The organism is Mesorhizobium sp. B2-1-3A (genome assembly GCF_006442655.1).
Taxonomy (GTDB): Bacteria; Pseudomonadota; Alphaproteobacteria; order Rhizobiales; family Rhizobiaceae; genus Mesorhizobium.
On the sequence record NZ_VFWK01000003.1, the window covers coordinates 50,984 to 64,595 of the forward strand.

A 13,612-nucleotide genomic window follows, 5' to 3' on the forward strand; every position below is an offset into this window, starting at 1 on the left:
GTGTTGCCGTGAACACGGAGGTAAGGTGCGCGTCCTGCTGATCGAAGACGACCCCGTGCTGGGCGAGGCGGTGCGCGATCACGTTGCCGCCGATGGCCATGCCGTGGACTGGAGCACGACGCTGGGCGAGGCCGGCGAGCACCTGCATGTCGTCTCCTATGAACTCATCCTGCTCGATCTCCATCTCCCCGACGGCAAGGGCCTCGAATTCCTGAAGACGCTGCGCCGCGGGGGCACCGATACGCCAGTCATCATCCTGACCGCGCGCGACCAGCTCTCCGACCGCATAGAGGGGCTGAATTCCGGGGCGGACGACTATCTGGTCAAGCCGTTCGATCTGGGCGAGCTATCCGCACGCCTGGCAGCGGTTGCGCGCCGCTACGCGGGAAACCCGAACCCTTTGCTCCGGCTTGGGCCGGTCGAGATCGACCAGGCATCACGCCGTGTTGTCGTCGATGGCGTGGAGGCCATGCTGACGTCCCGCGAATGGGCGGTGCTGGAGCAGTTCCTGCGCCGGCCCGGCATGACGGTCGGCAAGAACCAGATCGAGGACGCACTCTATGCCTTCGGCGCGGAGATCGAAAGCAACACCGTAGAAGTCTATGTCAGCCGCCTGCGCAAGAAGATCGGGCGTCAGACGATCACGACCGTAAGGGGGCTGGGCTACCGCTTGGCATCTCCATGAGGGTCCTCAACAGCCTTGCCGGTCGCCTCGTTGCCTCGCTGATCCTGGTCACGGTGGCCCTTGGCCTGATTGCCGCGGCCACTGGAAGCATCACCCTGCATCGGGAGATCAACGAAGCCATGGACAGCTCGATGCAGGAAGCAGCCCGCCGCCTGCTGCCGCTCGTCATCGACGATCTCTTCGGGCGCGACACGTCGCAATCACCGCGCGGGCTGGCGGAGGCCGTTCCGGATGATGACGGCGGCCGCATGGTCTATCAGGTCCGCGATGGCGCCGGCCGCATCCTGATGCATTCCTACGGTGCTCCAACCCAGCCGCTGACCGCCCGGTTGACGCAAGGGTTCTCGGAAGAAGCCGGCTGGCGCATCTACACCGAGCCCGCGGTCAGCGGCACGGTCTTTGTTCAGGTCGCCGAACTCGACACGCGGCGCAACGAGGAAACATTCGAAGCCGCGACCGGGTTCCTGGTGCCGATGATCATCCTCATCCCGTTGAGTGCAATCGTCGCTTGGCTGACCGTGGCGCGCTCGCTCAGGCCAATCGCCACACTGCGCCGGGAGATCAGCGCCCGCCACGGCGACAATCTGGCGCCCATCCACGCCGAGGAGCTGCCCTCCGAACTTGCCGCCATTGCCAAGTCGGTCAACAGCCTGATGCGGCGCCTCGACATGGCACTCGACGCCGAAAAAGAATTCACCGCCAATGCCGCGCATGAATTGCGCACGCCGATCGCCGGCGCGCTGGCCCAGACGGAGCGCCTGATTGCCGAAGCTCCCGACGAGGCCTCGCGAAAACGCCCACGCCAGATCAAGCGGGCCCTGTCCGACCTCGCCAACCTGTCGGAAAAGCTGATGCAACTGGCGCGCGCCGATGCCGGAGTGGCGGTCGCCGGCAAGCCAGCCGATCTTGCCGAGGTCGCGGCACTGGTGGTCGAAGACTTCGAGCAGCGCGGCCAGAACAAGAGCCGCCTTCGCCTTGAAACGCCGAGGACCAAGACATACGCCGCGATCGACACCGATGCGCTGGCCATCGTCCTGCGCAACCTCATCGAGAATGCCTTGCGGCATGGCGCCGAAGGCGGCGAAGTTGTCGTGCGCATCGACGAGGACGCCCGGCTCAGTGTGATCAACCAAGGCCTGGTGGTTCCGGCCCCGGAGAGCTTGATCAAACGGTTCGAACGCGGCGCGACTCGTGCCGAGGGGTCAGGCCTCGGATTGGCGATCGTCAACAAGATCCTGCAACAGATCGATGCGACGCTGGTCCTGAACTCGCCAGCATCCGGCCGGCAGGATGGTTTTGAGGCAACGATCCGGTTTCCCAAGGTGTAACGTCAACGGCGTTTGACCGGTCGCGCCGGATTGCCGACCACCGTCTCGTTCGCGGGCACATCACGCGTCACCACGGCGCCGGCGCCGACGATGGCGCCTTCGCCGATGCTGACGCCGCCAAGGATGATGGCGCTGCCGCCGATCCAGGCATGGGCACCGATCTCGACCGGCCTGGCGATCTCAAGCCCCGCCTGTCGCCCCGCAGCTTCCTTGTGGTGCTCGGCGCAATAGATCTGCACATTGGGGCCAAGCAGCGTTCCCTTGCCGATGCGCACGCTTGCCGTGTCGAGGATGGTGCAGCCGGCATTGAGGAAGACGCCGTCGCCGAGAACGATGTTGAAGCCGTAGGCGCAGTGGAACGGCGCCTCGATGCGGGCGCCCTCGCCCACGCCGCCGAGCAATGCCTTCAGGCCCGGCCCGAGATTGCCACGCTGTCGCGGCGGCAGGCAATTGTGCTCGAACACCGCTTCGCGCGCCGCGACGCGCAGCGCCTCCAGCTCGTCATCAAGGCAAGTGTACCATTCGCCGGCCGCCATCTTCGCGCGCTCGCTTCCAGCCATGGCGTGGTCTCCCATTGACGTCTTTGAAAAGCATGAGTGCGCCCAGCAGAAAAGCGCCAATCCCAGTACTGGTCAAATATCGGACCTATGGTAGCCTGTAGTCTCAAGGCCGTCCTGGCCAGTGATCGAGGGGGATCATCATGCTCTTGCTTCTTGCACTTCTGATCGGTGTCATTGCCGGCCTGCGCGCCATGACAGCGCCGGCCGCGGTCGCCTGGGGCGCGTATCTGGGCTGGCTGCCGGTTGCCGGCACCTGGGCCAGCTTCATGAGCCATTGGGCCGCTGTCGGCATCTTCACCATCCTGGCCATCGTCGAGCTCGTCACCGACCAGCTGCCGTCGACGCCAAGCCGCAAGGTGCCACAGCAATTCGGCGCACGCATCCTGCTTGGTGCTTTCAGCGGCGCGGTGATCGGTGCGACCGGCGGTTCCACCATAGGCGGCCTGATCGCCGGCGCCATCGGCGCGGTCATCGGCACGTTGGGCGGCGCCGAAGCGCGCGGCCGGCTGGCGGCCGCCTTCGGCAAGGATCCGCCCGCCGCCTTCATCGAGGACGCGGTGGCGATCATCGGCGGCCTGCTGATCGTGGCGGCGGTCGTATGACGGCAAAAACCTTCGACGCCATCATCATCGGCGCCGGCCAGGCCGGGTCGCCATTGGCGGGCCGCCTGTCCGCCGCCGGCATGAGCGTGGCGCTGATCGAGCGCAAGCTGGTCGGCGGCACCTGCGTCAACACGGGCTGCATGCCGACCAAGACCATGGTTGCCAGCGCCTATGCCGCGCATCTGGCGAGGCGTGCCGCTGACTATGGCGTCACGCTCGGCGGCCCGGTCGGTGTGGATTATCAACGGATCAAGGCGCGCAAGGACAAGGTCACCAACGACGCCCGCGGCAATCTGGAGACATGGATCGCCGGCATGAAGGGCTGTACCCTCTACCGCGGCCATGCGCGTTTCGAATCCGCCAACACGGTGCGTGTCGGCGACGACCTTTTGAGCGCCGAAAAGATCTTCCTCAACACGGGCGGCCGCGCGTCCGTGCCCGACCTGCCCGGCATCCACGACATCGACTACCTGACCAATTCCTCGATGATGGATCTCGACGTCCTGCCGCGCCACCTCATCGTTGTCGGCGGCAGCTACATTTCGCTCGAATTCGCGCAGATGTTCCGTCGTTTCGGCTCGGACGTCACCGTGATCGAGAAGAGCCCGCGCCTGACCGGCCGCGAGGACGAGGATGTCTCGGCCACCATCCTGTCGATCCTCGAGAACGAAGGCATCGCGGTCCATGTCGGCGCCGACGACATCGGCTTCGCCAAGCGAGGCGACGACATCGCGGTGACCTTCTCGGCCGGCAAGCCGGCGGCCGTCGGTTCTCATGTGCTGCTGGCGCTGGGACGCACCCCCAACACCGACGATCTCGGCCTCGACAAAGCCGGCGTCGCGGTTGACAAGCGCGGCTTCGTCATCGTCGACGATCAGCTGCGCACCAGCGTGCCCGGTATCTGGGCGATGGGCGACTGCAACGGCAAGGGCGCCTTTACCCACACCTCCTACAACGACTACGAGATCGTCGCGGCCAATCTGCTCGACAACGATCCGCGCAAGGTCAGCGACCGCATCGAGGCCTATGCGCTCTACATCGACCCGCCGCTCGGCCGCTGCGGCATGACCGAGGCAGCCGTAAAGAATTCCGGACGCCGCGCGCTGGTCGGCCAGCGGCCGATGACGCGCGTCGGCCGCGCCGTCGAAAAGGGCGAGACGCAAGGCTTCATGAAGATCCTTGTCGATGCCGACACCAGGGAAATCCTCGGCTGTTCGGTGCTCGGCCCCGGCGGCGACGAGGCGGTGCATTGCGTGCTCGACCTGATGTACGCCAAGGCACCCGTCGACACTCTGGCGCGCGCGGTGCACATCCACCCCACCGTCTCGGAGCTGCTGCCCACGATTGCCCAGGAGTTGAAGCCGCTGGTCTGAAACCTATTCGGCTTCCGGTCCGGTCAGCTTCGCCTCCAACCGGCCGAGCAGGAGCATTGCGCCTCTCAGTTCAGCGTCACCGATATCGCTGAGCAGCTCGGCGCGCAGCACCGCCAGCAGGCGCTCAATCTCGGTCACACGGCCGCGCCCGGCATGGGTGAGCGACAGGATCTTGGCCCGCCTGTCGGCGGCATCCTCGGTGCGCGTCACCAGCCCCTCCTCGACCAGCAGGTCGACGATGCGTACCAGGGACGGCCCTTCGAAACCGAGATGATCGGCAAGGACACCCTGGCGCCGATTGTCACCCAGCCGCGACAGCATCACCAGTGGCATGGCGGTGGCATGCGACAGGCCGCAATCGTCGAGCGCCTTGTCGGCCGCGCGCCGCCAAAGTCTTGCGACTGATATAACCAGTTGGCCAAATCTGGCACCATCCGGGTCTTGCTTGGGCATGGCGAAAAAGATAACATGCTATTTATTAGGTTGCGATAAAATTCTTTTCCCTGGCGAAGCCCCAGTCGCCAAGAACCGGAAGCCGACGACCGAACTCGAAAGATCGCCCTGACGGCCCTTTTCGGCCGCCGCGACCGCGAGGCGCCGCCCCCCGGAAAAGCGTGAGGACCGATATGTCGAAACAAGATTCCAACAGCTCCGGCGGCATCTGGCTGCTCGTGCTTTTCGGCCTGGTGCTGATGATCATCGGCCTGCCGCTGCTCTATGGCGGCGTCCAGCTCATCGGCCTTGGCGGCTCCTGGTATTATGCGCTGGCCGGCGCCGGCATCATCGTTTCCGGTTTCCTCTTCGCCTTGCGCCGGCGCGCAGGCTTCTGGCTCTACCTCCTCATCTTCCTTGCCACCATTGCCTGGGCATTGTGGGAGGCCGGACTGAACTTCTGGCCGCTGGTGCCGCGGCTGGTCGCGCCGGCGGTGCTGGCCGTGATCGCCCTCCTGCTGGCGCCGCTGTTCCCGTCATCCGGCGGCGGCAAGCGCGGCCCGTTCGCCGTTGCCGGTGTCCTGATGCTCGGCCTGATCGCCACTGCCGCCTACGCCTTCCAGCCGCATGGCGTGATCCGCGACATGGTCGCCGCCAGCGAAGCGCCGCCGCTTGCCGCGGCCGCCTCCAGCACCGATTGGCGTCATTACGGCCGCACGCCCGCCGGCACGCGCTATGCGCCGATCGGTCAGATCAACAGGGACAATGTGAAGGACCTCAAGGTCGCCTGGACCTTCCGCACCGGCGACATACCGGTCAAGGGCGCCGAGGACCAGAACACGCCGCTGCAGATCGGCGACACGGTCTACACCTGCTCCTCGAAAAATGTCGTCAACGCGCTCAACGCCGAAACCGGCGAGCCGCGCTGGAAATTCGACCCGAAGGCTTCGGCGCCGCTGTGGCAGCGCTGCCGTGGCGTCAGCTACTACGAGCCGGCGGCCGATGCCGCGGCCAGTGGCACCCCAGCGGTCTGTGCCGGGCGCATCGTCATGACCACCATCGATGCGCGGCTCATCGAGATCGATGCCAGGACCGGCCAGCCTTGCCCGGATTTCGGCCAGGGCGGCACCGTCGACCTCAAGCAAGGCATGGGCGAGGTGAAGGCCGGTTTCTACTTCCAGACTTCGGCGCCCACCGTCATGCGCGACCTGATCATGGTCGGCGGCTGGGTCTGGGACAATGTCGAGACCGGTGAGCCGTCCGGCGCCGTCAGGGCCTTCAGCGCCAGGACAGGCGAGCTGGTATGGGCCTGGGACCTCGGCAATCCGGCGATCACCAAACTGCCGCCGGAAGGCCAGAGCTACACGCGCGGCACGCCCAACGTCTGGTCGACGCCGAGCTATGACGACGCGCTTGGCCTCGTCTATTTGCCGACCGGCAACGCCACGCCCGACTTCTTCGGCGCCGAGCGCAGCAAGGCGGCGGAGGATTACACCGCTTCGGTCGTCGCGCTCGATATCGCCACGGGCCGCGAGCGCTGGAAATTCCAGACCGTGCATCATGACCTCTGGGACTATGACCTCCCCTCGCAGCCGGCGCTCTATGACGTGCCCGACGGCAAGGGCGGAAAGGTGCCGGCGCTGATCCAGGTCACCAAGCGCGGCCAGATCTTCATGCTCGACCGCCGCGACGGCAAGGCGATCGCCGAGGTGCAGGAAAAGCCGGTGCCGCAGGATGGCGGCGCCAAGGAGGATTTCCTGTCGCCGACCCAGCCCTATTCGGTCGGCATGCCTTCGATCGGCGATAAGCCATTCACCGAAGCCAGCATGTGGGGCGCCACTCCGTTCGACCAGCTCTATTGCCGTATCGGCTTCAAGAAACTGCGCTACGAGGGCGAGTTCACACCGCCGGGCCCGACGCGTTCGCTGCAGTTTCCCGGCTACTATGGCGGCATGAACTGGGGCAGCGCCTCGATCGACGAGGCCAACGGCTACCTGATCGTCAACGACATCCGCATGCCGCAATTCGTCGAATTGCTGCCGCGCGCGGTGGCCGACAATTATGGCCCCTCGGCGGCGCATGACGGTCTGGGCACTCAGCTCGGCACGCCGTATGGCGCGCTCAAGAACGGCTTCATGTCGCCGCTCGGCGTGCCCTGCCACCAGCCGCCCTACGGCACGATCAGCGCCATCGACCTGAACACGCGAAAACTCGTCTGGCAGGTTCCGGCCGGCACGCTGCAGGACACCGGCCCGCTTGAGATGAAGACCGGCCTGCGGATCCCGATCGGCATGCCGTCGCTCGGCGGCCCTGTGACGACGGCGGGCGGGCTCGTCTTCTATGCCGGCACGCAGGACTATTATCTGCGCGCCATCGACGTCGCCACCGGCGAGGAGCTTTGGAAAGGCCGCCTGCCGGTCGGCGCGCAGGCGACGCCGATGACCTACACCTCGCCCGCAAGCGGCCGCCAGTTCGTCGTCGTGTCGGCGGGCGGCGCGCGTCAGTCGCCCGATCGTGGCGACTACATCATCGCCTATGCCTTGCCAAAGGCGCCATGATCGGGAAAGGCTCGTTCCCCAAGGCTGATCGCAAACGAGGCGCTGCGGCGCCTCGTTTCAATCTGCTCCACGCTTTCTGCATCGCTGCAATGCAGCAATATACATTGCGCCCGGCACGGCTCCTCGCGCAGACTCAAAATTGAACCGATTCAGTCTGGACGCCCCATGCCCTTGCCGATCCTTGCGCTTGCCATTGCGTCTTTCTGCATCGGCACCACCGAGTTCGTCATCATGGGCCTGCTGCCGGAGGTCGCCGCCGACCTTCGCGTGTCGATCCCGTCGGCCGGCTTGCTGGTCACGGGCTATGCACTGGGCGTCGTCTTCGGCGCGCCGATCGTCGCGATGGCCACCGCGCATCTGCCGCGCAAGCCGGTGCTGGTCGGGCTGACGGCTTCATTCGTCGTCGGCAATCTGTTCTGCGCCATCGCGCCTGATTATTGGACGCTGATGGCGGCGCGTGTCTTCACCGCTTTTGGGCACGGCGCCTTCTTCGGCATCGGCTCGGTCGTTGCCGCCAGCCTGGTGCCGCGCAACAAGCGCGCCAGCGCCATGGCGCTGATGTTCGCCGGCCTGACGCTTTCGAACATTCTGGGCGTTCCTGCTGGCACAGCCCTTGGCGAAGCGTTCGGCTGGCGCTCCACATTCATCGCCGTTGTCGGCATCGGTCTGATCTCGGTCGCGGCCATCGCCTGGCTGGTGCCGTCGGATGTCGCGGAGCCGAGCGGCGGTGGCTTGCGCGGCGAGCTGCGCGTGCTAGGCAGGTTGCAGGTCTGGCTGGCGATGCTGATCGCCTCGCTGGCCTCGGCCAGCCTGTTTGCCGTGTTCACCTACATCAAGCCCTATCTAACCGACGTGTCGGGCCTGTCCACCCCGGCCGTTACCTGGGTGCTCCTGCTGTTCGGCGCCGGCATGACGATCGGCAACATCATTGGTGGGCGGCTGGCCGACTGGAAGCTGATGCCGACCGTCATCGGCACGCTGCTTTTGATGGCGGTGCTGTTCGTCGGTTTCATGCAGTTCGGCGCCATCGCAAGTGTGGCCATCGGCATCGTCTTCCTGTGGGGCTTGCTCATTTTCGTCGTCGTGCCACCACTGCAGATCCGCGTCGTCGAGGCGGCCTCGGAAGGGCCGAACCTTGCTGCCACGCTGAACCAGGGCGCCTTCAATGTCGGCAATGCCGGCGGCGCCTGGATTGGCGGCGTGGCCCTGTCGGCAGGCGTTTCCTACGCCAATCTGCCGCTGGTCGGCGCGGTGCTCGCCTTGCTGGCTGTCACCGTGGCGGTGCTGTCGCAGGCATTGGACCGTCGCGCGCCCGTCCCGCTCCAGGCTGCCGCGGAATAACGTCTCTTTCGTAAGAGGGACAGAAATCTTGCGCCCATAGCGCGGCCTGCTGGACCAATCGACATCGATGGCCTCAAATGGGCATGTCTTCTTGCTCTTGATGGAGGAAGTCATGCAGAAATCGATCGAACGCATCGCCGGTGATAGCGAAGGCGTTTCCTACGAATTCCCGGTGTTCCACTTCACAGGCAGCGACAAGGCGGCGCCCTCGGCCTATCTGCAGGCGGCACTCCATGCCGGCGAACTGCCAGGCGTCGTCGCCATCGACGCGCTGATGCCGGCGCTGAACAAGGCGGAGGCCGAAGGCCGCATCAGGGGCAGCATCACCATCGTGCCGTGGGCCAACCCGATCGGCCGCGCGCAATATCATTTCGGCGAGCACCAGGGCCGCTTCCATCTGGGTACCCGCACCAATTTCAACCGCGGCTTTCCGCTGCTTGCCGCGCCCGACACCAAGCTCTTGCCGGACACCGCGTTTGGCGGCGCCGACCAGCGGCTGAAGTCACGCCTGGTGCAGCTGTCGCTGGGCCACGACATCGTGCTCGACCTGCACTGCGATGACGAGGGACTTGCCTATCTCTACGTCCACACCAGCCTGTGGCCTGATATGGCCGATTGCGCCGCCGCCATGGGTGTCGATGCGGTCGTGCTGTGGAGCGAGGACACCGACGGCACCTTCGAGGGCGCCTCGATCATGCCGTACCAGAACGTTCCCGCCGATGTGGCGAGGTTCGACCGGCGCGTCGCGACCACGGTCGAATATCGCGGCATCATCGACGTCGATGGCGCCCTGGCCAAAACCGACGCCGAAGGCCTCTACCGGCTGCTGGTGGCGCGCGGCGTGATCGCCGACAGCGCGCTCCCCGCACCCGGCCCTTTCACCGGCACTGTGGCCCCCCTGGAAAACATCGACATGATGCCAGCGCCACGGGCCGGTGCTGTGCTCTATGACGTGAAGCCCGGCGATCGTGTCGCCAGGGGCACGCGCCTCGCCACCATCGTCCACGCGCCGGGCGAAGCCGATGGCCGCGCGGAAGTGTTCGCGCCGCAGGACGGCATCATCCTGACCCGCCGCTCGCGCCGCATCGTCCGCGCCGGCGAGGACCTTCTGAAGCTGGTCGGCGACAGGAAGAGCGCCGACGCAAGGTCGGGTACGCTGGAGGATTGAGCTCTTCGACACAGGAGCCTTTACGAACGCTTGCGTCGAAGGCACCTGCCTCGGTGATTAGCGGAAAACGCTCATCGCTTCGTCATCCACGGGCGGAGCAAGGAGCGTAGCGACGCCGCGCAGACCCGAGGATCCATGCCGCGACTTCGATGCGCCGCTACGGTGCAGAATTTTGCCCCGCTGCACCCGCCAGCAAGGTCACGGAATGGATCCTATGGTCTGCGCGGCGTCGCTACGCTCCTTGCTCCGCCATAGGATGACGAAGTTGGGGATGCTTTCACTTAGCCAGAAATCGCCAGCCGCGCTTTCGCCTCCAGCCATTCGGCCATCTGCCGGTAAGGCACCGGGCCATGGCTGATGCGGGCGACGCCGAGTTCGGCCAGCCGCTGGCGCGGCGGCACATGCGCCAGTGCGATGATGTTGACCGGTAGGTTCGTCGACTTGCAGAGCGTCTCGATCAAGCCCTCGTCGCCAAGACCCGGTGCGAAAAAGCCATTCGCTCCGGCCTTTTCATATGCCTGCGCCCGCTCGATGGCCTGATCGAGCAGTTCGTCGTCATGCGCGTCCGGCTTCGCCTTGAGAAAAATGTCGGTGCGTGCGTTTAGGAATGCCGGAATGCCGGAAGCCTTCACGGCAGCGGCGGCGGCTTCAATGCGCGTTACCTGGACGACGATGTCGTGCAGGCCGCTGCCGCCGACAATCTGGTCTTCGAAATTGAAACCGATGGCACCGGCGCGCAATGCCAACGTCACCGTGCGAGCAACGAATTCGGGATCGACGCCGTAGCCACCCTCGAGGTCCATCGTCACCGGCAGGTCGACCGCCGCCACGATACGCTTGATGTTGTCGAGTGCCAGTTCCAGCGGGATCTTCTCGCCATCGGCATAGCCGAACGCTGCCGCGACCGGCCAGCTTCCGGTGGCGATCGCCTTGGCGCCCGCCTTCTCCACGATCTTCGCCGAGCCCGGATCCCAGGCATTGTAGAGAACGATCGGGTTGCCCTTCACGTGAAGGGAATGGAACGTCCGCGCGCGCTCGGCCTGTTCGGTCATCGGTGTTTCCCGTTTTCGTATTGTTGAAGGTCCAGCCTAGACGCGACCGCCGGCTCTGGCGATGTGCCATGAGCCTGGGAACCGGCGGCCACCGAAGAGGCTTTTCAAATCAGTTGCGCATCCAGTTTTTCGCCGCTATGGATTTCGCCATGAACATGCGTTCGACCAAGACCATTTGGTGGTGGGCCTGCTGACAGCGGCCTGTTCGAACGCGCGTGCGTGAAAAGAGAGGGTGGCCGCAACGGAAAGTCCGGGCGGCCATTTGTTTTTTCCAAGCCAGTCCCGGGTCCGTTGCCCCAACAAGCCAGATGGAGACGGCAATGACGATGAAGGTTCTGGAAAACGGCGCTGAAAGCTTCGTGACCGCGGGTGGCATCACCATCACCCGCGAGCGCCACGACCGGCCCTATGCAGGCGCGATCGACACCTATGTCGACGGGCTGAATTCGCGCCGCGGTGCCGTGTTTTCCTCGAATTACGAATATCCCGGCCGCTATACGCGTTGGGACACGGCCATCATCGATCCGCCTCTGGTCATCTCCGCGCGCGGTCGCGCCATGCGCATCGAGGCGCTGAACGGGCGTGGCGAAGCGCTGTTGCCGGTCGTCGGCAAGACGCTGGGTGGCCTTGCAGACGTCACCATCGCCGAGACGACCAGGAAGCTGATCCGCCTCGATGTCGCCAAACCGGGCCGTGTCTTCACCGAAGAGGAGCGCAGCCGCGTGCCTTCGGTCTTTACCGTGCTGCGTGCCATCACCGCTTTGTTCAAGACAGCGGAAGACGCCAATCTCGGCCTCTATGGCGCCTTCGGCTACGACCTCGCCTTCCAGTTCGACCCGGTCGACTACAAGCTCGAGCGCAGGGAGAGCCAGCGCGACCTCGTGCTGTTCCTGCCTGACGAGATCCTGGTCGTCGACCATTATTCGGCCAAGGCCTGGACCGACCGCTACGATTATTCAGGCGAGGGTTTTTCGACCGATGGCCTGCCGCGCGACGAAATCGCCGAGCCGTTCCAGACCGCCGACCGCATCCCGCCGCGCGGCGACCATGAGCCCGGCGAATATGCCAACCTTGTGCGGCGCGCGATGGACTCGTTCAAGCGCGGCGACCTGTTCGAGGTCGTTCCCGGCCAGATGTTCTACGAGCGGTGCGAGACGCAGCCATCCGAGATTTCGCGCAAGCTGAAGTCGATCAACCCTTCGCCCTATTCGTTCTTCATCAATCTGGGCGAAGGCGAATACCTGATCGGCGCCTCGCCGGAAATGTTCGTGCGCGTCAACGGCCGCCGTGTCGAGACCTGCCCGATCTCGGGCACCATCAAGCGCGGCGACGACGCCATTTCCGATAGCGAGCAGATCCTGAAGCTGCTTAACTCCAAGAAGGACGAGTCCGAGCTCACAATGTGCTCGGACGTCGACCGCAACGACAAGTCGCGCGTCTGCGAGCCGGGCTCGGTGCGCGTCATCGGCCGCCGCCAGATCGAGATGTATTCGCGCCTGATCCATACCGTGGATCACATCGAGGGCCGGCTGCGCGAAGGCATGGATGCCTTCGATGCCTTTCTCTCGCATGCCTGGGCGGTCACCGTCACCGGCGCGCCGAAACTGTGGGCGATGCGCTTCATCGAGCAGAACGAGAAAAGCCCGCGCGCCTGGTATGGCGGCGCCATCGGCATGGTCAATTTCAACGGCGATATGAACACCGGCCTGACCTTGCGCACCATCCGCATCAAGGACGGCATCGCCGAGGTGCGCGCCGGCGCCACATTGCTCTTCGACAGCATTCCCGAGGAAGAAGAAGCCGAAACCGAATTGAAGGCATCCGCCATGCTCTCCGCCATCCGCGACGCCAAGACGGGCAATTCCGCCAGCACCGAGCGCACCACCGCGCGCGTCGGTGACGGCGTCAACATCCTGCTCGTCGATCATGAGGATAGTTTCGTCCACACGCTGGCCAACTACTTCCGCCAGACCGGCGCCAATGTCTCGACCGTGCGCACGCCGGTGCCGGAGGAAGTTTTCGAGCGGCTGAAGCCGGATCTCGTCGTGCTGTCGCCCGGACCCGGCACGCCGAAGGATTTCGACTGCGCCGCCACCATCAAGAAGGCGCGCGCCCGCGACCTGCCGATCTTCGGCGTCTGCCTCGGCCTGCAGGCGCTGGCCGAGGCCTATGGCGGGGAATTGCGGCAGTTGCACATCCCGATGCACGGCAAGCCCTCGCGCATCCGCGTCTCCAAGCCGGGCATCATCTTCTCCGGCCTGCCCAAGGAAGTTACCGTCGGCCGTTACCACTCGATCTTCGCCGATCCGGTGCGGCTGCCTGACGACTTCATCGTCACGGCGGAAACAGAGGACGGCGTGATCATGGCCTTCGAACATCGCAAGGAGCCGATCGCCGCGGTGCAGTTCCACCCGGAATCGATCATGACGCTCGGCCACAATGCCGGCATGCGCATCATCGAGAACATCGTCGCCCATTTGCCGCGCAAGGCCAAGGAAAAGGCAGCCTGACGA

General features: G+C 65.1%; 12 protein-coding genes. 9 read left to right on the top strand and 3 right to left on the bottom strand.

The genetic code is table 11. The annotated features are described in order from the left end of the window. The first annotated feature begins 25 nt into the window (after positions 1 to 25). Both FJ977_RS11605 and FJ977_RS11610 read left to right on the top strand, forming a co-directional pair. The gene (locus FJ977_RS11605; protein WP_140771514.1) at positions 26 to 685 is read left to right on the top strand and encodes a response regulator transcription factor; all 660 of its coding nucleotides are present in this window, start codon (positions 26 to 28) and stop codon (positions 683 to 685) included. Beyond that, the gene (locus FJ977_RS11610; RefSeq protein WP_140771516.1) at positions 682 to 2,013 is read left to right on the top strand and encodes an ATP-binding protein; all 1,332 of its coding nucleotides are present in this window, start codon (positions 682 to 684) and stop codon (positions 2,011 to 2,013) included. Before FJ977_RS11605 ends, FJ977_RS11610 begins: the two co-directional genes overlap by 4 nt. Before the next feature lie 2 nt (positions 2,014 to 2,015). Here the strand turns inward: FJ977_RS11610 and FJ977_RS11615 are convergent, their stop codons facing one another. Continuing rightward, positions 2,016 to 2,573, bottom strand: coding sequence for a sugar O-acetyltransferase (locus tag FJ977_RS11615; RefSeq protein ID WP_140771518.1), 558 nt, complete (start codon positions 2,571 to 2,573; stop codon positions 2,016 to 2,018). 140 nt (positions 2,574 to 2,713) lie between these two features. On the opposite strand from FJ977_RS11615, the gene FJ977_RS11620 reads away from it, so the two are divergent. Both FJ977_RS11620 and FJ977_RS11625 read left to right on the top strand, forming a co-directional pair. After that, complete coding sequence (locus FJ977_RS11620; protein WP_140771520.1) at positions 2,714 to 3,175, top strand: DUF4126 domain-containing protein; 462 nt, start codon at positions 2,714 to 2,716, stop codon at positions 3,173 to 3,175. Beyond that, the gene (locus FJ977_RS11625) at positions 3,172 to 4,548 is read left to right on the top strand and encodes an FAD-containing oxidoreductase (protein ID WP_140771522.1); all 1,377 of its coding nucleotides are present in this window, start codon (positions 3,172 to 3,174) and stop codon (positions 4,546 to 4,548) included. Before FJ977_RS11620 ends, FJ977_RS11625 begins: the two co-directional genes overlap by 4 nt. A 3-nt stretch (positions 4,549 to 4,551) precedes the next feature. Here FJ977_RS11625 and FJ977_RS11630 read toward each other — a convergent pair whose 3' ends face one another. Further along, positions 4,552 to 5,001 carry a MarR family transcriptional regulator gene (locus FJ977_RS11630; protein WP_140771524.1) on the bottom strand — a complete coding sequence of 150 codons (450 nt, stop codon included), beginning with the start codon at positions 4,999 to 5,001 and terminating at the stop codon, positions 4,552 to 4,554. A 173-nt stretch (positions 5,002 to 5,174) separates the two neighbouring features. Here FJ977_RS11630 and FJ977_RS11635 point away from each other — a divergent pair, with 173 nt between their 5' ends. The 3 genes from FJ977_RS11635 (at position 5,175) to FJ977_RS11645 (ending at position 10,047) form a co-directional block, all read left to right on the top strand. Beyond that, entirely contained in the window at positions 5,175 to 7,538 is a 2,364-nt protein-coding gene (locus FJ977_RS11635; protein ID WP_140771526.1) for a membrane-bound PQQ-dependent dehydrogenase, glucose/quinate/shikimate family, read from the top strand. 165 nt (positions 7,539 to 7,703) lie between these two features. Continuing rightward, entirely contained in the window at positions 7,704 to 8,879 is a 1,176-nt protein-coding gene (locus tag FJ977_RS11640; RefSeq protein ID WP_140771528.1) for an MFS transporter, read from the top strand. Between the two features lie 112 nt (positions 8,880 to 8,991). Next, positions 8,992 to 10,047 (top strand): succinylglutamate desuccinylase/aspartoacylase family protein, encoded by a 1,056-nt coding sequence (locus tag FJ977_RS11645; RefSeq protein ID WP_140771530.1) that lies wholly within the window; start codon positions 8,992 to 8,994, stop codon positions 10,045 to 10,047. A gap of 281 nt (positions 10,048 to 10,328) precedes the next feature. Here the strand turns inward: FJ977_RS11645 and FJ977_RS11650 are convergent, their stop codons facing one another. Continuing rightward, entirely contained in the window at positions 10,329 to 11,099 is a 771-nt protein-coding gene (locus FJ977_RS11650; RefSeq protein ID WP_140771532.1) for an isocitrate lyase/phosphoenolpyruvate mutase family protein, read from the bottom strand. A gap of 68 nt (positions 11,100 to 11,167) precedes the next feature. On the opposite strand from FJ977_RS11650, the gene FJ977_RS36655 reads away from it, so the two are divergent. Both FJ977_RS36655 and FJ977_RS11655 read left to right on the top strand, forming a co-directional pair. After that, entirely contained in the window at positions 11,168 to 11,293 is a 126-nt protein-coding gene (locus tag FJ977_RS36655; RefSeq protein ID WP_274609153.1) for a hypothetical protein, read from the top strand. Positions 11,294 to 11,419: 126 nt separating this feature from the next. After that, entirely contained in the window at positions 11,420 to 13,609 is a 2,190-nt protein-coding gene (locus FJ977_RS11655) for an anthranilate synthase (protein WP_140771534.1), read from the top strand. Positions 13,610 to 13,612 lie beyond the last annotated feature (3 nt).

What these genes read in the sequence shown, in the direction of transcription:
- FJ977_RS11630 (WP_140771524.1), bottom strand. Translation starts at nt 5,001, where the DNA reads ATGCCCAAGCAAGACCCGGATGGTGCCAGATTTGGCCAACTGGTTATA.
- FJ977_RS11610 (WP_140771516.1), top strand. Translation starts at nt 682, where the DNA reads ATGAGGGTCCTCAACAGCCTTGCCGGTCGCCTCGTTGCCTCGCTGATC.
- FJ977_RS11640 (WP_140771528.1), top strand. Translation starts at nt 7,704, where the DNA reads ATGCCCTTGCCGATCCTTGCGCTTGCCATTGCGTCTTTCTGCATCGGC.
- FJ977_RS36655 (WP_274609153.1), top strand. Translation starts at nt 11,168, where the DNA reads ATGAGCCTGGGAACCGGCGGCCACCGAAGAGGCTTTTCAAATCAGTTG.
- FJ977_RS11635 (WP_140771526.1), top strand. Translation starts at nt 5,175, where the DNA reads ATGTCGAAACAAGATTCCAACAGCTCCGGCGGCATCTGGCTGCTCGTG.
- FJ977_RS11650 (WP_140771532.1), bottom strand. Translation starts at nt 11,099, where the DNA reads ATGACCGAACAGGCCGAGCGCGCGCGGACGTTCCATTCCCTTCACGTG.
- FJ977_RS11615 (WP_140771518.1), bottom strand. Translation starts at nt 2,573, where the DNA reads ATGGCTGGAAGCGAGCGCGCGAAGATGGCGGCCGGCGAATGGTACACT.
- FJ977_RS11645 (WP_140771530.1), top strand. Translation starts at nt 8,992, where the DNA reads ATGCAGAAATCGATCGAACGCATCGCCGGTGATAGCGAAGGCGTTTCC.
- FJ977_RS11620 (WP_140771520.1), top strand. Translation starts at nt 2,714, where the DNA reads ATGCTCTTGCTTCTTGCACTTCTGATCGGTGTCATTGCCGGCCTGCGC.
- FJ977_RS11655 (WP_140771534.1), top strand. Translation starts at nt 11,420, where the DNA reads ATGACGATGAAGGTTCTGGAAAACGGCGCTGAAAGCTTCGTGACCGCG.
- FJ977_RS11625 (WP_140771522.1), top strand. Translation starts at nt 3,172, where the DNA reads ATGACGGCAAAAACCTTCGACGCCATCATCATCGGCGCCGGCCAGGCC.